Annotated in this window: 20 protein-coding genes and 1 tRNA gene; 12 read left to right on the top strand and 9 right to left on the bottom strand. The window is 57.6% G+C overall.

Annotation, left to right across the window (positions count from 1 at the left end; all coding sequences use genetic code 11):
• Window positions 1-2: 2 nt before the first annotated feature.
• Window positions 3-644 carry a bifunctional 4-hydroxy-2-oxoglutarate aldolase/2-dehydro-3-deoxy-phosphogluconate aldolase gene (gene eda, locus AAC621_RS01395; protein ID WP_340251451.1) on the top strand — a complete coding sequence of 214 codons (642 nt, stop codon included), beginning with the start codon at window positions 3-5 and terminating at the stop codon, window positions 642-644.
• Here eda and AAC621_RS01390 read toward each other — a convergent pair.
• Window positions 641-1009 carry an MmcQ/YjbR family DNA-binding protein gene (locus AAC621_RS01390; RefSeq protein ID WP_340251447.1) on the bottom strand — a complete coding sequence of 123 codons (369 nt, stop codon included), beginning with the start codon at window positions 1007-1009 and terminating at the stop codon, window positions 641-643. The two genes, eda and AAC621_RS01390, sit on opposite strands and share 4 nt — an antisense overlap.
• A 194-nt stretch (window positions 1010-1203) precedes the next feature.
• Here AAC621_RS01390 and cysS point away from each other — a divergent pair, with 194 nt between their 5' ends.
• The 3 genes from cysS to AAC621_RS01375 all read left to right on the top strand — a co-directional run bounded on the left by cysS (window position 1204) and on the right by AAC621_RS01375 (window position 5055).
• Window positions 1204-2571 (top strand): cysteine--tRNA ligase, encoded by a 1368-nt coding sequence (gene cysS / locus AAC621_RS01385; protein WP_340251444.1) that lies wholly within the window; start codon window positions 1204-1206, stop codon window positions 2569-2571.
• Between the two features lie 88 nt (window positions 2572-2659).
• Window positions 2660-4282 (top strand): citramalate synthase, encoded by a 1623-nt coding sequence (cimA, locus tag AAC621_RS01380; RefSeq protein ID WP_340251442.1) that lies wholly within the window; start codon window positions 2660-2662, stop codon window positions 4280-4282.
• Entirely contained in the window at window positions 4279-5055 is a 777-nt protein-coding gene (locus AAC621_RS01375) for a squalene/phytoene synthase family protein (protein ID WP_340251440.1), read from the top strand. The genes cimA and AAC621_RS01375 overlap by 4 nt, the downstream gene beginning before the upstream one ends.
• Before the next feature lie 2 nt (window positions 5056-5057).
• Here AAC621_RS01375 and AAC621_RS01370 read toward each other — a convergent pair whose 3' ends face one another.
• Window positions 5058-6275: an MFS transporter gene (locus AAC621_RS01370; RefSeq protein WP_340251438.1), complete on the bottom strand. Its 1218-nt coding sequence runs from the start codon at window positions 6273-6275 to the stop codon at window positions 5058-5060.
• Between the two features lie 100 nt (window positions 6276-6375).
• On the opposite strand from AAC621_RS01370, the gene AAC621_RS01365 reads away from it, so the two are divergent.
• The 5 genes from AAC621_RS01365 to AAC621_RS01345 all read left to right on the top strand — a co-directional run bounded on the left by AAC621_RS01365 (window position 6376) and on the right by AAC621_RS01345 (window position 9413).
• Window positions 6376-7002 (top strand): DNA-3-methyladenine glycosylase family protein, encoded by a 627-nt coding sequence (locus tag AAC621_RS01365; RefSeq protein ID WP_340251436.1) that lies wholly within the window; start codon window positions 6376-6378, stop codon window positions 7000-7002.
• Window positions 6999-7670, top strand: coding sequence for an alpha/beta hydrolase (locus tag AAC621_RS01360; RefSeq protein WP_340251434.1), 672 nt, complete (start codon window positions 6999-7001; stop codon window positions 7668-7670). The genes AAC621_RS01365 and AAC621_RS01360 overlap by 4 nt, the downstream gene beginning before the upstream one ends.
• 187 nt (window positions 7671-7857) lie before the next feature.
• Entirely contained in the window at window positions 7858-8442 is a 585-nt protein-coding gene (locus AAC621_RS01355) for an HNH endonuclease (protein WP_340251432.1), read from the top strand.
• 9 nt (window positions 8443-8451) lie between these two features.
• Entirely contained in the window at window positions 8452-9291 is an 840-nt protein-coding gene (locus tag AAC621_RS01350) for a YdcF family protein (RefSeq protein WP_340251430.1), read from the top strand.
• Between the two features lie 37 nt (window positions 9292-9328).
• Window positions 9329-9413 (top strand) — tRNA-Leu (locus AAC621_RS01345).
• A 15-nt stretch (window positions 9414-9428) separates the two neighbouring features.
• Here the strand turns inward: AAC621_RS01345 and AAC621_RS01340 are convergent.
• Window positions 9429-10115 (bottom strand): haloacid dehalogenase type II, encoded by a 687-nt coding sequence (locus AAC621_RS01340; RefSeq protein ID WP_340251428.1) that lies wholly within the window; start codon window positions 10113-10115, stop codon window positions 9429-9431.
• Window positions 10116-10732: 617 nt separating this feature from the next.
• On the opposite strand from AAC621_RS01340, the gene AAC621_RS01335 reads away from it, so the two are divergent.
• Window positions 10733-11389: a Hint domain-containing protein gene (locus tag AAC621_RS01335; protein WP_340251426.1), complete on the top strand. Its 657-nt coding sequence runs from the start codon at window positions 10733-10735 to the stop codon at window positions 11387-11389.
• On the opposite strand, the gene AAC621_RS01330 is transcribed toward AAC621_RS01335, so the two are convergent.
• From AAC621_RS01330 to AAC621_RS01310, 5 genes are read right to left on the bottom strand one after another with little or no spacing between them, the layout of a single operon-like run.
• Window positions 11386-12033 carry a nucleotidyltransferase family protein gene (locus AAC621_RS01330; RefSeq protein ID WP_340251424.1) on the bottom strand — a complete coding sequence of 216 codons (648 nt, stop codon included), beginning with the start codon at window positions 12031-12033 and terminating at the stop codon, window positions 11386-11388. The genes AAC621_RS01335 and AAC621_RS01330 overlap by 4 nt on opposite strands.
• Window positions 11987-13288, bottom strand: a complete 1302-nt coding sequence (locus AAC621_RS01325; RefSeq protein WP_340251422.1) for an HlyC/CorC family transporter — start codon at window positions 13286-13288, stop codon at window positions 11987-11989. The genes AAC621_RS01330 and AAC621_RS01325 overlap by 47 nt, the downstream gene beginning before the upstream one ends.
• Complete coding sequence (locus AAC621_RS01320; RefSeq protein ID WP_340251420.1) at window positions 13281-14246, bottom strand: tyrosine recombinase; 966 nt, start codon at window positions 14244-14246, stop codon at window positions 13281-13283. Before AAC621_RS01320 ends, AAC621_RS01325 begins: the two co-directional genes overlap by 8 nt.
• Window positions 14247-14258: 12 nt before the next feature.
• The gene (locus AAC621_RS01315) at window positions 14259-15809 is read right to left on the bottom strand and encodes a hypothetical protein (RefSeq protein ID WP_340251418.1); all 1551 of its coding nucleotides are present in this window, start codon (window positions 15807-15809) and stop codon (window positions 14259-14261) included.
• Window positions 15810-15815: 6 nt separating this feature from the next.
• On the bottom strand, window positions 15816-15950 hold the full coding sequence (locus AAC621_RS01310) for a hypothetical protein (protein ID WP_340251416.1): 135 nt from the start codon (window positions 15948-15950) through the stop codon (window positions 15816-15818).
• A 168-nt stretch (window positions 15951-16118) separates the two neighbouring features.
• Here AAC621_RS01310 and AAC621_RS01305 point away from each other — a divergent pair, with 168 nt between their 5' ends.
• A complete protein-coding gene (locus AAC621_RS01305) occupies window positions 16119-16700 on the top strand; it encodes a shikimate kinase (protein ID WP_340251414.1) in 582 nt (193 codons plus the stop codon).
• On the top strand, window positions 16697-17812 hold the full coding sequence (gene aroB / locus AAC621_RS01300; protein ID WP_340251412.1) for a 3-dehydroquinate synthase: 1116 nt from the start codon (window positions 16697-16699) through the stop codon (window positions 17810-17812). Before AAC621_RS01305 ends, aroB begins: the two co-directional genes overlap by 4 nt.
• Here the strand turns inward: aroB and gpt are convergent.
• Window positions 17809-18327: a xanthine phosphoribosyltransferase gene (gene gpt / locus AAC621_RS01295; protein WP_317654549.1), complete on the bottom strand. Its 519-nt coding sequence runs from the start codon at window positions 18325-18327 to the stop codon at window positions 17809-17811. The two genes, aroB and gpt, sit on opposite strands and share 4 nt — an antisense overlap.
• Window positions 18328-18332 lie beyond the last annotated feature (5 nt).

Below are 18332 nucleotides of genomic sequence, written 5' to 3'. Positions count from 1 at the left end.
CCATGACACCGCAAGAGCAATCAAAATTCGCGCGTGGCCTTGCGGCTCACGCCCCCATCATTCCCGTTTTGGTGATCGAGGATCTCGCCCATGCGGTGCCTTTGGCCCGTGCCTTGGTTGCGGGCGGTCTGCCTGTGCTTGAGGTCACATTGCGCAGCGCCTGTGCCTTGGATGCTATCGCCGCCATGTCCGAGGTTGAGGGTGGGATTGTGGGCGCAGGCACGATCTTGACCCCCGCCGATATGAAGGCCGCAAAGGCCGCAGGGGCGCGTTTTGCGGTTAGCCCCGGTGCCACAGATCGCGTCTTGGCCGCGGCAGAAGATGAGGCGCTGCCGCTTCTTCCAGGGGCTGTCACCGCGTCTGAGGTGATGGCGCTTTATGAGCGGGGCTATGATATGCTGAAATTCTTCCCCGCCGAGGCGGTTGGCGGGGCGCCTGCGTTGAAATCCATCGGTGGGCCAATCCCGCAAGTGGCCTTTTGCCCCACGGGTGGGATCGGCCTTGCCAATGCGCAAAGCTATCTGAGCCTGTCCAATGTGCTGTGCGCGGGCGGATCATGGGTCGCGCCAAAGGCGGCCATGGCCGCGGGGGATTGGGAGGCAATCACCAGCCTTGCGCGCGAAGCGGCGGCATTGCCCCGTTAACCCATGAATTGCGCCGCATCAAAGGGCGGCAGGCTGGCCTGTTGGTTTGGGTTTAATTCTGCCCGCACTTGCGCATAGCTTTGCGTGATATAGCGGCGCAGCTCATGGGGGCTTGTGTTGCGCCATTCGACCATCACCCAACCCCCGCTTTTGAGATAGGGGGCAGAAACGGCCTTGCCTTGTTGGATCATTTTTTGCGCCTCTTGGGCTGATCTTGCGCGGATAGACACGCCCGTGCTGCCTTTGGTGTAAGCAGCAAACATCTTCCCGGCCAGCGTCCAGACATACATGTCTGGGCCGAAGGGGTCAGCCAGGCGTGCACCAGGCAGTGATTTGCAGTGGCGCTCGACAAATTCTTCAAACATGGCTCTAAAAATGTGCAATTTCTTATCAAATGCAAGGAATTTGTGAGGCGCTTGTCTGAGGTTTGGGGGGTGTTGACGAGAACGGGCGCGCGAAGGGTTATTTTCAATTCCAAAACAACCTGATAGGGCAATGGCGCGAATTCTGGTGTGGCCGTAGTGCCGCGTCAGGCTCAGGGAGAGGGGCAATCTAAGCGATGGGTGAGATCAAGCTTCGCAATTCTATGACGCGCAAAATCGAGGGTTTAGCCCCGATTGATCCAACGAATCTGCGCCTCTATGTTTGCGGGCCAACTGTCTATGACCGCGCCCATCTGGGAAATGCCCGCCCTGCGATTGTGTTTGATGTGCTGTATCGGCTGCTTTGCCATGTCTATGGCAAAGATCACGTCACCTATGTGCGCAATTTCACCGATGTGGATGACAAGATCAACGCGAAGGCGCGCGAGACGGGCCGCGCGATTGGCGAGATCACTGAGGAAACCATTGGTTGGTATCACGCTGATATGGATGCCATCGGCGTCTTGCGCCCCACCCATGAGCCGCGCGCAACCGCCTATATCCCGCAGATGATCACGATGATTGTAGATCTGATCGCCAAGGGTCACGCCTATGCGGCTGAAGGGCATGTGCTGTTTTCTGTTGTCTCCTATCCTGATTATGGCCGCCTGTCAGGGCGCACAGTCGAGGATATGATCGCAGGCGCGCGGGTCGAGGTGGCCCCCTATAAGCGCGATGCGATGGATTTCGTGCTGTGGAAACCATCCGATGCGGACACGCCCGGATGGGACAGCCCATGGGGTTATGGCCGTCCGGGGTGGCATATTGAATGCTCGGCCATGAGCCACGAATTGCTGGGATCGCATTTCGATATTCATGGCGGCGGCAATGATCTGATGTTCCCGCATCATGAGAACGAGATCGCGCAAAGCTGCTGCGCCCATCAAGGCGCGGGTTTTGCCAATATTTGGATGCATAATGAGATGTTGCAGGTCGAGGGTAAGAAAATGTCCAAATCCTTGGGCAATTTCTTCACCGTGCGCGATTTACTGGATCAGGGCGTGCCGGGCGAGGTGATCCGTTTCGTGATGCTGTCCACGCATTATTCGAAGCCCATGGATTGGACAGCGAAGAAGGCGGCGGGGGCGAAGAAGACGCTGCGCAAATGGTATGCACAGGCCGCCAATGCGCCGCAGGCCCCCGTGCCTGACGCGATGCTTGCGGCGCTGTCTGATGATTTGAACACACCCCTTGCGATTACGGCCTTGCATCAGATTTCGCAATCCGGCGATGCTGCTTGCTTGCGTGCGGGCCTCTCGATTTTGGGTCTAGCCTCAGTCGGGGTGCCTGATTGGGTAGCCTCCCCCGATGTTGATCTTTCGGCATTGGAGGCGCAGTTGTTTGCCGTGCGTCAGGCCGCAATGGAGACAAAAGATTTCGCACCTGTTGATGCCCTGAAATCCGCGTTAACCGATGCGGGGGTCGAGGTGCGGATGACCAAGGACGGGGTCGAGTTGATCCCAACCGCGAATTTTGACCCGTTGAAATTGGAAGGTCTGTTGTGAGTGGCCTTTGGAACAGAATTGCGCCTGCCCCGTGGGGGGCGGTGCGGGCGCTGCCTGCGCTTTGCACGGGCAATACAAGGGGGGCAACATGACCCGCGACCGCCTCTATGTCTATGACACCACCTTGCGGGACGGGCAGCAGACGCAAGGGGTGCAATTTTCCACCCAAGACAAGCTGCGTATTGCCGCGATGCTCGATGATCTGGGGGTGGATTATATCGAAGGGGGCTGGCCCGGCGCCAACCCCACGGATAGTGCCTTTTTCGAAGCGGTGCCTGACACGCGCGCGACCATGGCGGCCTTTGGGATGACCAAACGCGCAGGCCGCTCTGCCGCGAATGATGATGTTCTGGCGGGCGTGATGAATGCGGACACGGCTGCGGTTTGTCTGGTTGGCAAAACCCATGATTTCCATGTGACCGAGGCGCTTGGGATCAGCCTTGAAGAGAACCTCGAAAATATCCGCGCCTCCATCGCCCATCTCGTGGCCGCAGGGCGCGAGGCGTTGTTTGACGCAGAACATTTTTTTGATGGCTATAAGGCCAACCCAGATTATGCCTTGGCCGCCATTCACGCGGCGTACAATGCGGGCGCGCGGTGGATCGTTCTGTGCGATACGAATGGCGGCACTTTGCCTGATGAAATAGGCCAGATCACGCGGGCGGTAATCGCCTCTGGAGTGGCGGGGGATCGGGTAGGGATTCACACCCATAATGACACGGAAACGGCCGTTGCGGGCAGTTTGGCCGCGATAGATGCAGGCGCGCGCCATATTCAAGGCACGCTCAATGGTTTGGGCGAGCGCTGCGGCAATGCCAATCTAACTACGCTGATTGCGACCCTGCTTTTGAAAGACCCCTATTGCAGCCAATATGAAATTGGCGTCAGCGAAGCTGGGTTGAAAAACCTGACCCGTGCCTCACGCTTGTTGGATGAAATTCTCAACCGCGTGCCACAGCGTCAAGCCCCCTATGTGGGCAGCTCCGCCTTTGCGCATAAGGCGGGTTTGCATGCTTCGGCGATCCTGAAAAACCCCGCCACTTATGAACATATCCTGCCCGAGTCGGTCGGAAATGCGCGGGTGATCCCGATGTCCAACCAAGCGGGGCAATCCAATCTGCGCCGCCGCCTGAGCGAGGCGGGGATCATGGTGGATGATGGTGACCCCGCGCTTGGCCAAATCCTAGAGGAGATCAAAGCGCGCGAGGCGGCGGGGTATTCCTATGACACCGCCCAAGCGAGTTTCGAGTTGCTTGCGCGGCGCGCCCTTGGCCAGATGCCCCGCTTTTTCGAGGTCAAACGCTATCGCGTGACTGTCGAGCGGCGCAAAAACAAATATGACAAGATGGTCAGCCTTTCTGAGGCGGTCGTGGTTGTGAAAATTGGCGATCAAAAAATGTTGTCTGTCTCTGAAAGCATGGATGAGACAGGATCAGATCGCGGGCCCGTGAATGCGCTCTCCAAAGCCTTGGCCAAGGATTTGGGGCCGTATCAAAGCTATATCGACACGATCCGTCTGGTTGATTTCAAAGTGCGGATCACCCAAGGGGGCACCGAGGCGGTTACGCGTGTCATCATTGACAGCGAAGATGATACAGGGCGGCGTTGGTCGACTGTGGGCGTTTCTGCGAATATCGTGGATGCGAGTTTCGAGGCGCTTTTGGATGCGGTGCATTGGAAACTGATCCAAGACGGGGCGCCTGCATCATGAGCCAAGATTTGGCGCGGCTTGCAAGCGTGATCGAGCGTGGCGATCCCGAGCGGTTCTTGGCCGTGATGGCCGCGCCGCCCGATCTGCGCTCCCGTCTTTTTGCAATTTATGCGGTAAATTTGGAAATTGCGCGCGCGCCCTATGCCTCGCCTGAGCCATTGGTGGCACAGATGCGCTTGCAATTTTGGGCGGATCTGGCCGATGCATTGCAGGCGGGGCGGGCCTTGCCTGCGCATGAATGGGCGGCCCCTTTGGCGGCCAGTTTGCCTGCGCGTGATGCGGGGCTTTTGTCCGATCTTGTGGCGGCACGGATGCGCGACACCACCATGGATGGCTTCGCAGATGAGGCCGCGTTCAGCGCCTATATCGAGGCCACGGGGGCAGGGCTTTTGTGGATGGCTGCGCGCAGTTTGGGGGCGCAGGACATGTTCGAGCCTGCCATTCGTGCGATAGGTTGGGCCATGGGGTTGGCCAAATATCTGCGCGCGATCCCCGCGCTTGAGGAAAAGGGGCATACCCCTTTGCATGATGGTCGCTCGTCCACTGTGGCCCATTTGGCGCGAATGGGGCTTGGTAAATTGCGCGCCGCGCGCATAGAGCGGGGAATGATCCCCGCCCATGTGACGCCCGCGCTATACGCGGCATGGTTGGCAGAGCCTATTTTGAAAAAGGCGGCTGCCCATCCTGCCCTTGTGGCGCAAGGCGGGCTTGAGCCATCAGAGGCGGGTAAGCGTCTACGCCTCGCCTATGTTTCCCTGACAGGGCGGTGGTAGGGTCAGGCGGCTGCCTCATCAGCAGGGCGCAGCACAAGCCAGATTAGGGCAGCGCCTGCGAGGGCCAAAAACGGGATCATTGCGATATTGACCGCATTCCACCCTGCAAGGGTGGTTTCACCCAAAGACATCAAAACCCCTGATGACAGCGATGCAAGGGTGACGCAGCCAAAGACAAGAAAATCATTCAAGCCCTGCACGCGTCCCCGCTCATGCGCAGGGTGGGCTTGGGTCAGCATGGCGGTTGCGCCGATAAACCCAAAATTCCAACCAATGCCCAAGAGAACAAGCGCGATGAAGAAATTCGTCAATTCAACGCCCATCAAGGCTACCACGCCCGCAAGCGCGAGTAAGAATAGGCCAAGCGCCACAACCCTCACTGCGCCAAATCGCGCTATGATATGGCCCGTGAAAAACGAGGGGGCATACATCGCGATCACATGGGCCGAGACGATATCTGCGGCGGTTCCGGTCGGAAACCCGCATCCGACCACGGCTAAAGGGGTCGATGTCATCATCAAATTCATCAAAGCGTAGGAAACCATGCCGCAGATAATCGCAACGGCGATTTTCGGGTCGCGCAGCAATTCGCGGCGACTGCGGGCCTGCGGCGCATCCGCGCTTGGGGCTTTGGGGGGTGGCACATCGAGAAAAAAGAATAAGGTGACACCGATGAGATTGATCAAAACCACAGAAAGGTAAGTACCCAGAAAGGGCACAACAGTGGCATCGGAGGTGAATTTGACCAATTGCGGCCCGATCAATGCCGACAGAAGGCCGCCCGCCATAACGTAGGAAATGGCGCGCGGGCGAAAATCGTCCGAGGCGCTATCGGCGGCGGCAAAGCGGTAAAACCCATGCGCCGACATATAAATGCCCGTCAGATAGGAGCCGATTAGGAAGACCGCGAAATTGTCGAGATAGAGGCCCAAACTGGCAATGCCCGCCCCTAAGGCCCCGCCAAGCGCGCCGACAAAGAACCCAACCCGCCGTCCATATTTCTGCATGAGTGCCGACAACCATGGCGCAGTGGTCATCGAGCCAAAGACGATCAAAGAAATCGGGATTGTGGCCAATGCAGGGCTTGGTGCGATCATCAGGCCCGCAAGCCCGCCCACCACAAAGATCATCGGCATTTGCGCGCCAAGGAAGGCCTGCGCAAGGATCAAAACGAAAACATTGCGTTTGGCGGCGCGATCATCAATTTGAGCAGTGGTCATGGGATATATTCATTCTTTGGCACATATGGCCACAGGGCTAGGTCTTTCTGCGCATCAGGTCTAGGGTGGAATGCAAGAATTTGCTGCGACAGGTTGAACAATGGATCAGGCTTATCATCTCAAAGACGAAAATTTGCTGTCTGATGGGTTGGCCGCCCTGTGCCAGATTGAATCTGCTTTTGCCCGTGTTGATCCTGCCCGCGTCACCTTGCGATCAAGAGAGGCGGGGTTTGTGGCCCTCGCCAAGGCGATTATCTCGCAGCAGGTTTCAGTGGCCAGTGCGAATGCGATCACCGCGCGCCTTGCAGAGGCGGGAATGTTACAGCCAGATGCGGTTTTGGCAGCATCCGAGGCCGATTTGCGCGTGCTTGGCCTCAGCCGTCAAAAGGCAGGGTATATGCGCGCTTTGGCCGAGGCGCGGATTGATTACGCGCGGCTGCACAGCCAAAGCACCGATGAGGTGGTGGCCGCTTTGACCGCTGTCAAAGGGATTGGCCGTTGGACGGCAGAAATTTACGCGATGTTTGCCCTTGGCCATTCTGATGCCTTCGCTGCGGGTGATTTGGCCCTGCAAGAGGCGGCGCGCGTGTTGTTTGATCTGCCGCAGCGGCCAGATGAGCGCCGCTTGCGCGCCATGGCGGCGCCTTGGTCGCCGCATCGGGCCATTGCTGCGCGGGCGCTCTGGGGCTACTACCATATGGTCAAAGAACGTGAGGGGGTCGCATGACGCGCGCATTGGATTACAAAAGCAGCGAGCCGCAGTCAGGCTATATCGCCCGCGCGGTGATTTTCGTCCATGGCTATGGCGCGGATGGGGCTGATCTTTTGGGATTGGCCGATCCGATGGCCCCACATCTGCCTGACACAATTTTCATCGCCCCTAATGCGCCCGAGGCCTGTTCGGTTAATCCGATGGGGTATCAATGGTTCCCTATCCCGTGGATTGATGGCTCATCCGAGGAGGATGCCCGCGCAGGGCTTGCGCGGGCCTTTGATGATTTCAATGCGTTTTTGGAACAGGTGATGGAAGAGAATAACCTGACACCGCGCGATGTAGCCTTGGTTGGGTTTTCGCAAGGCACGATGTTGAGCTTACATGTCGCGCCGCGCATGGAAGATAGCCTGCGCGCAGTGGTTGGGTTTTCGGGCCGCCTGTTGGAGCCAGAACGCCTGAAAGAGGAGGCGGATTGTCGCCCGCCCGTATTGCTGATCCATGGCGATCAAGATGATGTTGTCCCCCCACAAGCCTTGCCCGAGGCCGCAGAGGCGCTGCAAGAAGCAGGCTGGCGCGAGGTTTATGCCCATATCATGCGGGGCACAGGGCATGGGATTGCGCCCGATGGGTTGCAGGTTTGTCTGGCCTTTTTGCGCGATAAATTCGGGCTCGAAGATTAGACGCACGGGGTGGGTGCCTCCAATGTCACAAAAGTGACGTTCAGTTTCGTTACGCTCGGGATTGTGACCACATAGATGAAGGGGCTTGCCAGATTGCAATGCCCATATATAGTGGGATCAATGCTGGAGCGGGGCTCCCGTTCTGGTGCTTGAGGCGCAGGCAAACAGAGCGGAGACGGAGTCACTCATGGATGGCGATTTCAGGACGGAATTTACGCGCGAACCCGCATCGCTAAGGCAACACCCTGCTTTGGTGCTGAACGCGGATTACCGCCCCCTGTCTTATTATCCTTTATCCCTTTGGCCGTGGCAGGAAGCGGTCAAGGCGGTGTGGTTGGATCGGGTGGATATCGTGGCTGAGTATGACACCTTCGTTCATTCGCCAACGACCAAGATCAAAATCCCCTCTGTGGTTGTTCTCAAAGATTATGTGAAACCTCAAAAGCGCGTGGCCTTCACGCGCTTTAATCTTTTTTTACGGGATCAATTTTCTTGCCAATATTGCGGCTCGCGCGGGGATTTGACCTTTGATCACGTTGTGCCGCGCGCGCGAGGGGGCGTTACATCTTGGGAAAATGTTGTGGCGGCCTGTGGTCGGTGCAACCTGCGCAAAGGGTCAAAAAGCCTGCGTCAGGCGGGTATGAGCCTGCGCCAAGCCCCGCGTCAACCGGGGGCGGAGGAGCTGCGCAATCTGGGCCGAAAATTTCCACCCAATTATCTGCATGAAAGTTGGTTGGATTTCCTGTATTGGGATGCAGAACTCGAAGCGTGAAAGGCTGAGATGGGGGGAGACCTTTTTTACCTCGCGTCTAAACTGATGCGGTTCACGCTCTATGTCGAGCTATGGCCACATATCTTGGGGGGGCTTGGGGTGATGGCGCTGCTTGTGCGGTGGCGGCGTGCCGCGCTTTGGTTCTGGCTCTTATCGCTTGGCTTTGTGGGGTTTGTGATGGCCGCGCCTGTGGATCGTTGGATTGCAGGGCCGCTTGAGGCGCGTTTTATGGCCAATCCTGATCTGACAGGGGCGCGCGGTGTTTTGCTGATGACGGGGGCCGAGAATACGGATCGCACCGCCCGCACGGGCCTCGTCAATACAGGCGAGGCGGCGGATCGTATTTTGGCGAGCATTGCCTTGGCCCATGCCTTGCCGAATGTGCCTGTGATTGTGGCAGGTGGGCAGGGGCGGCTTGATCTTCAAGGCCATTCTTTGAGTGAGGCTGAAGTCAGCGCAAGGGCCATTCGTGAGGCGGGGATTGCAGCTGAGCGCCTCACCCTCGAATCGCAAAGTCGCAATTCAGCCGAGTCAGCGCTGAATGCCGCCGCGATTGTCCGTGAGATCACCCCCGATTTGGCCAATCAGAATTGGATCATCGTGACATCGGCGATGCATATGCCGCGCGCGATCTCTAGCTTTTGTGCGGCGGGGTGGCGCAGTTTGATTCCTTATCCCGTGGATCATAGTCCGATAGCGGATGAGTGGTTTTCTGGGGAATATCGCGATAAGGTCGCGGTTATGCGGCGCGCATTGCATGAGCGCGTCGGGGCTTTGGTCTATCGCTTTACAGGGCGCGCGGTGAGCGAAGATCAAACTTTCGCACTTGGCTGCGTGTTGACCCGTTGACGCGCCCCCGCGCGCGGTATAGGACGCTTTGCACAGAGCCCGAGTGGCGGAATTGGTAGACGCAGTGGATTCAAAATCCACCGCCTAACGGCTTGCCGGTTCGAGTCCGGCCTCGGGTACCAACCTCTGTTTTTCCCTTATCCCCAACGCGCAATGAGCTGATCTGTTAGATCGGTCATATCGCGCGCTATGATGTCGGGTTGCGGTATATCCGCAATCGGCAAGGGCGCATTGCCTGTGCGATGCAAAAATGCGCCGCGATAGCCGCAGGCCTGTGCGCCGATCGTATCCCAGATATGGCAGGCAATCATGCACATCTGATCAGGGGCAAGGTTCAGCGATGTGGCAAGATGTTCGTAAACCGCAGGGGCGGGTTTGAACGCTGCAACCTCGGCCACGCTGAAATTTCCGTCAAAAAAGCGGTCTAGCCCCGCACGAAACAGGGCCGATTCTGCGCCAAGGGGCGAGTTGGTCAATGTGACCAATCGAAACCCCGCAGCACGCAAGCGCGTTAATCCTGCCTCAACATCCCCATGGGGCGGCATATGGGTCAGGGCATGGCCAAGCGCCGATGTATCATCCTTGTGAACAGCGATGCCTTTTACTGTTGCCAGCATTGTAAAGACCGCCATGCCCAGTTCACCAAACGGGCGGTAGTGGCCCGCGAATGTCAGGGTTTGGGAATAAAGGATCAATTCAGAAAACCAGACCCGCATCATGGCCGCATCGCCAAAGGCGCGGGCAAACACAGGTTCAAGCGTGGTCAGGTCAAGCAATGTTTCATTGACGTCAAAGACGAGGGTCGGGCGGTCGGTGGTTTGCATGGGGCCTCACAAAGCGGGAATGGGCGCAATCAGCCTAGCGCGTGATCTGCGTGATGGCAAAACCAAGTCAGCCTTCGATGTTTTGCGTGTGAGGGGCCCCATCAAACTTGTCCCATGTGAGAAACATTCTGTTTCTCTCCAGCCACGTTGGGGGAATGCGGGGCTGAATCGCGTGGCAACACTTGGGATTTGGGGGCTGCTCTCAATGTCGCCTAGGGGAAGCCACATTGAGAGCAGCGGGGTATTAGGGGTGCCTTTATGTTTAGGGTTTTACCGCCATTGACACCAGTTGTCGAAAGTATGGGTTTGGTTATCCTTTGCTGCATCTTCGCGCTTTCGCGCCCGTTGCATGCGGCCGCCATGGTTTTGCAGCCAGACTGTCCTAGGCTGGGCGAAGAGGTGGAAAAAATGTGTTAATATTTTACATTAATAATATATACAGAGATCGGCCATGCGGAATCGGGGGCATGGATTTCAAATGGTCATGAAAGCGCCGCAAGAGCGCCCTAGAATCGTAGCAATTGAGGCAGAGAACAGGCATGTGGCCGTCAAAATTTGGCGCCTCGGCTGGGTCTAAGCCGTGCCATCGAGTTAGTAATGAATTTTGGAGTAAAAAAATGATAGCACAGCCCCAATCCTATTCTAATGCACAAGACGCGCATCCTGCCGTAACGCCCTGCTTTACGCCGGGCACGATGATTGCCACGTTGCGTGGCGAACGCGCGGTGGAGACATTGCAGCAGGGGGATAAAATCGTCACCCGTGACAATGGTGTGCAAGAAATTGCTTGGATTGGTGGCCGTGTTTTGGGGCGTGCAGATATGCAGCGCGCCGCGAGCTTACGCCCCGTCCTTTTGCGTGCGGGCTGTTTGGGACATGGACTACCTGTGCGTGATATGATGGTTTCGCCCAGTCACCGCGTTTTGTTGATGCCTGAACATCCCGCCGCATTGGCGGGCGAAAGCCTGATTGCCGCGCGCGATCTGATTGACCGCCGCGAGGTGATGGCGGTCGATACAGTGCGGATGAATTACATCCATATCATGTTCGAGCATCATCAAATCGTGATGTCTAATAGCATTTGGACAGAAAGCTTTCACGCAGAAACCAAAACACTGCGGGGCATGGATGCGGCGCAACGGCGTGAGATCTTGTCGCTATTCCCAGAGTTAGAGACAGAAGAAGGCCAAAGCGCACAGGTAAGCGCCGCCCGTCCGATTGTTGATTATGCGTCCGATATTCGGACGGATCGGATGATGCGTAATATTATCTAAGCCCGCGATTTGCGCCACGCCGCCCAATCTTCGGGCGTATCGAGGTCCGTTGTCGCGCGGGTTTCGGGAAGGGGGATGTGCACAACGCGCCCCCCATGTTGCTCTAGCACCGCGCGTGCGCCCTGATCACCCGTCACTTTGACAAGTTCGGGCAGAAGATCGCGGGGAAAGACAATTGGATGTCCTGCGCGGCCTTTATTGTCAGCCGCGCGCAAAATGGCATCTGGATGCATCTGTGCGAAGGTGAGCATCAGATATAGGTCATGTGCGGTCAGGTCGGGCAGATCTGCCAACAGGATCATGACCGCGCAGTCAAGCCCCGCAATCCCTGCTTTCAAACTGTCACTCATGTCGCGCCCTGCGGGCAGATGGATGATTTCGATATCCGTGAAATCCCTCAGTTCTGCGGCGCGGTCTGTTTGACCCTCGGCCAGAACCACACGCACCGCAGATGCCCCCGCCTTACGCGCACGCGCCACCATGAGGCGCAGCAAGGCTTGGCCATCGATATCTTCCAACAACTTGTCGCGGCCCCGCATTCGGCTTGATCTGCCTGCCGCGAGAACCACGATTGCGGGCGCTTTATGCGGGATCGGATCAGCCAAGTTTGCGAATTTTGATTTGGGTGAGACGGTTATTCTCACGGGCCACCACCTCAAAGCGGAAGCCATGAAAGGAAAATGCCTGACCGATGACGGGAATTGTTTGCGCCTCATGGATCACCAACCCTGCGACAGTGTTGGCCTCTTCATCGGGAAGGCTCCAATCCGTGGCGCGGTTGAAATCACGAATGGTCATCGCCCCATCAATCAAGAAATGCCCATCGGGGCCAGGTTTCAATTGCGGCGCTTCATCCACATCAAATTCATCGGTGATTTCACCGACAATCTCCTCAAGGATATCTTCAAGCGTGATCAAGCCGCGCAAAGCGCCGTATTCGTCCACCACCAACGCGAAATGCGTTTTGCGGCGCAGGAATTGGCGCATCTGTTCGTCCAATGTGGTGGTGTCAGGCACGAAATAGGGTTTCATGGCCACATCGGTGATACGGAAATTTTCGATCCCCTTCGCGTTTTCACCGCGCGTCAGCCCATCCATGGCGCGCAGCAAATCCTTTGCATGGATCACGCCAATGATATTTTCCGTCTCGCCGCGATAGACGGGCAGGCGGGTATGGGGGGATTGCAAGGCTTGGCTCAAGATTTCCTCAGGGGTGGCATCAGCATTGATCATTTCGATCTTTGAGCGATGCAACATGATTTCCTCAATCATCCGCTCGTGCAAATCTAGCGCGCCAAGCAAGCGGTCGCGATGTTCTTTTTCCACCGCCCCCTCGGAATGGCCAAGCGTGATCGCCCCTGCGATTTCCTCGCGCGCGGATAGGATTTTACTGTCAGGGTCGGTTTGCACACCAAAGAGGCGCAAGACCCCGCGCACCAAAATCCGCACCGCGCCCACAATCGGGGAAAACAAGAAAATCACCACCGCAATCACGGGCGAGACGCGGGCGGCGGTCTTTTCGGCATTGGTGATAGCATAGGTTTTGGGCAGCACCTCGGCAAAGATCAAAACCAACAGGGTCATGACAAGCGTGGCAAGCGCCACCCCCGATTCCCCAAACAGGCGCGTGAACAGGGCGGTCGCCAAAGAGGCAGCCAAGATATTGACCACATTATTGCCTAATAGAACCGATCCGATCAGCCGCTCGCTGTCTTCGGTCATGCGCAAGGCGCGCTCAGCCCCCTTTGAGCCCCGATCCGCCTGTGCGCGCAATTTCCCGCGCGAGGCTGCGGTCAATGCCGTTTCAGAACCTGAGAAAAACGCAGACAGCACCAAAAGCCCCATAATCGAGGCGGCGCTTATCCAAAGGGCAGAATCAAACGAAATCGTTTCAGTCATGGGGCCTATCAATTTTCAGTCGGGCAGATGTATGATCCGCCAATGGGTGATGTTCGAGCACGAGGGCTTTTAACCGCTCATCTAAGATATGGGTATAGATTTCGGTCGTTGCGATATCCGCGTGACCCAAAAGGGCCTGAATGCTGCGTAAATCTGCGCCACCCGCCAATAGATGAGTGGCAAAGGCATGGCGCATGCGGTGCGGGGTGACCGATTGCGGTGGCACACCTGCATCACGGGCAATTTCCTTGATCAGCGTGTAAAACCGCACCCGCGTCATGTGGCCTTCTGTGCCGCGGCTGGGAAACAGGTAGCGCGAGGGTTTTGCCCCCCCCTCGCGTGTTGCGAGGTCTTCCAATGCATCGCGGCGGGCAAGCCAAGAGTGCAGCGCCAAACGTGCGGATTGCGTCAGTGGCAGCATGCGTTCCTTGCCGCCTTTGCCCTTGATCAAGATCAGCTTGGGGTCACCCCGCACGGCGGCCACGGGCAGGGTGACAAGCTCGCTTACCCGCATACCTGTCGCGTATAAAATTTGCATCATGCAATGGTTGCGCAACCGATCATCGGCACTGCGCCCATGGATTTCAGCCTGCGTCAAAAGCCGATCCACGGCCTCATGGCTGAGAGTTTTGGGCAAAGATTTCTCGCGCGCAGGCCCTTTGATTTTGAGGCTTGGGTTATCGGTGCGCAGGCCTTCCTCAAACAGAAATCGACACATTTGTTTCAGCGCAGATAAGCGCCGCGCGCGCGTGGCGCGTGACAGCCCGCGAACCTCTAGATCGGCAAGATAGGTTTCGATCCCATCTCGCGTGATGCTGAGAAAATCTGCGCCGCGATCGGTGAAAAATGCCCGCGCATCGTCCAAATCACGGGCATAAGCCAAGAGCGTGTTTTGCGCTGCGTTCAACTCGGCTGCTTGCGCCTCGAGGAATTGGGTGATCAATTTTTGATCTGTCATGATCGGGCGCTCTTATCCGTTTCTGTCGGGCAGGAGATATAGCTGAAGGGCCGCACGCCGCGCGCTGTCCTCTAGTCCCAAATAGCGCAAGACCCGCAAGGCATCTGAGAGATCGTCCAAATCTGCACCATCCCCCGATAGGGTCAGGGCCGCGAGCAATAGCGCCTCTCCCGCGCGATTGCCTGTAATCAGAGGCGCATAGCGGTCAGGCAGCGCAATTTCGTCAAACCCCGCCGCAAGGGCCATAACCCGTGGGCTTGCCGTTGCGGGCAAATTTGGCATCTGCCCGCGCGCCAAGGCAAAGGCCACCGCCTCATCTGCGGATTGCGGCACGGCGCGCAGGGCAAGGCTTTCGTAATTGCGGGAGAGAAGTTCGATTTTTCGGGCGAGGATCGCCGCCTCACCCACCAAAGGTTGGCGGCCAAGCGGGTCGGCGTAAAGCTGTGCAAAAGCGGGTAAAAGACCCGTGGGGCCAAGGGCATCCACCACGCGGGCAAGGCTGCGGGCAATGGCCGCCACATCACCCGCAAGGAGGCTTGCATCAAATTCCTGAACGGCCGCAACGCGCTCCCATATCCCGCCCGAGGCGGAGGGGCGGCGCGAGGTGGCAATGGCCAACCATTGGCTTGGCTCAATCGCGCCTGCGCGCAACAGGCGTTCTGCGGCATCAAGCTGTGCGCGCCACCCCGCCTGCGGGGCGAGGTCGGCATGGGCAAAGGCCAAAGGCAGCCCAAGCGAGGAGGGGCGTTCTGCAATGGCCGCGCGCATCACATAGCGCAGCGGTGTTATGTCGGGGTCTAGGGGCAAGGGCGGCTCCCCCTCAAATAGCTCGGGATCAAGGAAGCGCGCGATCAAATCCGCCTCATTTTCGGTGATGAACCCCAAGGCAACGCCCGTGCCCATTGAGAGCGCCGCCGCTGACCAATCGCCTGAACGGGCCAAGCAAAAAATCCGTGCGGGATATGTTGGTGCGATATCAGGGCTTGCGCGCATCGCGGCGCAGGCACGATCTGCCTGCCCTAAAAGAAGCGAGACATCGAACCAACGCCGAAATACCTCGCCGTCTTCTACGCCTGCGCGCTCAATCAATGCGCGTGCAGGCTCAAGCGCGCCGCGCGCCAAGAGCATATCAATCCGCGCCAAAAACAGATCATCCGCCGCCGCATCAGTGCCCCCAAGAGGGGGGTCAAGCTCGGACAGGGCCAAACGCTCGGTTAAATCCAAAATTGCGGGCGGCCCCGTCATCGACAAGCGGCGAAACAGGCCTGCAAGCTCGGCACTGTCAGATTGGCCCCAAAGCCCACTGGGAAAGCCCGTAACCCGCGCAGGCAAAAGCCCCACGGCGTTGCGCGTAATTGGCCCTATCGGCATCACGCGGATATCTTCGGTGATAATTTCTGCGGCAACATCGGGGTTGCGCGGCGCAATCGTGTCGGAAAGCCAAGTGGGCGCAATATCCTGCGGCGACATTTGCGGTGTTTGTGCCGCCAATGGCAGCGCAGGCAAAAGCCAAATCAGACCCGCCACAAGCCCCCAAAATGTTCCGCCCGTCAGCCTGCGCATGATCTGTTACTCAAGCGGGATCAAGATTGTGTCCCGCAATTCTACTGTCTCGGGCTGCATCAGACCCGAATAGCCATAACCCAACAGGCCAACAGCAGTGAGCAGGATTAAAATCACCAATCCCATGAACAGCTTAACCATATTTCTCGTGCCTCTGCCTTCTGCGCTTATTCTCGCGCGGTTGCTTGCTTGCGTGTCTGTCCCCCAACGCGTATTGCGTGGAATAATAGACGATCTTGCGCCAATATAGGGGAGTTCGCGCAGAATTTCTTGGGGGAATTTTGCGAAATCTTCGCAAATGCATAAAGGATGCAAAGGGTGAACGGGCAAACACGGGCTGAAACCGCCTATAATTTGCACAAAACCGTGGTTTTGGTCGGGATGCCAGGCTCGGGCAAAACCGCTGTCGGGCGGGCCTTGTCGGCACGGCTTGGGGTCGAGTTGCGCGATTCTGATACCGAAATTGTCGAAAGCGCACAGATGAGCATCGCCGAAATTTTCGAGCGCTTCGGCGAGCCGTTTTTCCGTGACCGCGAAAGCAAAGTTATCGCACGGCTACTAACGGGTGCGCCTGCAGTTCTGTCTACTGGCGGGGGGGCGTGGCTGTCGCCTGAAAACCGTGATTTGATTTCGGCGCAAGCGGCGGTCTTGTGGTTGGATCCCGATATCGAGCTTTTGTGGTCGCGGGTGCACCACAAAACCACTCGGCCGCTGCTCCATGGGCCTGATCCGCGCGGCAAGCTTGAGGCTTTGATGGTGGCGCGCCGCCCTGCCTATGAGCAGGCTGAATTGCGCCTTGAAATCGCGCATGACTGGTCGATTGAGGATACGACCGATCATGTGCTGCGTTTGCTTCACGCTCATAATGTCTTGTCGGAGGTCGCAACATGACATCCACAGTGCGGGTAAATCTGGACAGTCGCAGCTATGATGTGGTGATTGGCTCTGGTCTGATTGCGCAGGCGGCAACCCATCTTGCGCCTTTGTTGCGGCGTCCAAAAGTTTGGATCGTGACCGAAGATCGGGTGGCGCCCTTGCATTTGGCCCATCTTGAGGCGGCCTTGAGCGCAGGCGGGATTGCTGCGCGCGCGCTGACTTTGCCTGCGGGCGAGGGCACAAAATCATGGCAATATCTGACGCAGACCGTTGAATGGCTGCTCGATGAAAAGGTTGAGCGGGGCGATATCGTGATCGCGCTTGGCGGCGGTGTGATCGGGGATCTCGTTGGTTTTGCGGCTGCGATCCTGCGCCGTGGCGTGCGCTTTGTGCAGATGCCAAGCTCGCTTCTGGCGCAGGTCGACAGTTCGGTTGGTGGCAAAACGGGCATCAACACGCGGCATGGCAAAAACCTCGTTGGTGCCTTTCACCAACCTAGCCTTGTGTTGGCGGATATTGATCTTTTGTCCACGTTGGCCCCGCGTGACTTTTTGGCGGGTTATGGCGAGGTGGTGAAATATGGCTTGCTTGGCGATGCCGCGTTTTTCGACTGGCTTGAGGAAAACGCCCCCGCCATGGCCGCAAGTGATTTGGCCTTGCGCGAAGAGGCGGTGCGTTGGTCCGTTCAGATGAAGGCCGATATCGTGGCCCGCGATGAGACAGAGCAGGGGGATCGCGCACTTCTCAATTTGGGCCATACCTTCTGCCATGCGCTTGAGGCGGCCACGGAATATTCTGATCGCCTGTTGCATGGCGAGGGGGTGGCGATTGGGTGCGCTTTGGCGGCGGAATTATCGGCGCGCTTGGGGTTGTGCCCGCAAGAGGAGCCATCCCGCATTCGCGCGCATCTGGCCGAGATGGGCATGAAGCGCGATTTGGCGGATATTGAGGGCGATTTGCCTGATGCAGACGCGCTGCTTGCGCTGATGGCGCAAGATAAAAAGGTGCTTGAAGGGCAGCTGCGCTTTATCTTGATGCGCGGCATTGGCACATCCTTTGTGACCTCAGATGTGCCGCCTCATGCCGTTAAAACACTTTTAAATGAGGCGCTTGGCGCGCGAAATTAATCCTTGCCGCGATAAGGCTCGACATATTGCAGTGCCATATCCCATGGAAAGAAAATCCATGTATCTTGGCTGACACCTGTGATGAATGTGTCGACCATAGGCTCGCCCTTGGGTTTGGCATAGGTCGTGGCAAAATGCGCCTTGGGGTAAAGTTTGCGCACCAGTTCAAGGGTTTTTCCTGTATCGACCAAATCATCCACGATCAGGACGCCCTCACCATCCCCCATCATGTCGACATCTGGGCTTTTGAGCACCTCTGCCTCGCGGCGCTGATCGGCCTTGCCGCCGCCAGAATGGTAGGATTTGACGCTAATCGTGTCCACTGTGCGAATATCCAATTCGCGCGCCACAATCATTGCTGGGGCCATGCCGCCGCGCGTGATGGCGACCACCGCCCGCCATGACCCATCAGGCCCAGGCCCGCGTTTGTCCAAGCGCCACGCAAGCGCGCGCGCATCGCGGTGCAATTGATCCCACGAGACATGAAAGCCTTTCTCATGCGGCAAACGATCCATGGCAC

The sequence above is a fragment of the Roseobacter sp. HKCC-CH-9208 genome, from assembly GCF_037805125.1.
GTDB lineage: Bacteria > Pseudomonadota > Alphaproteobacteria > Rhodobacterales > Rhodobacteraceae > M30B80.
This window is presented reverse-complemented; position numbering and strand designations above follow the sequence as displayed.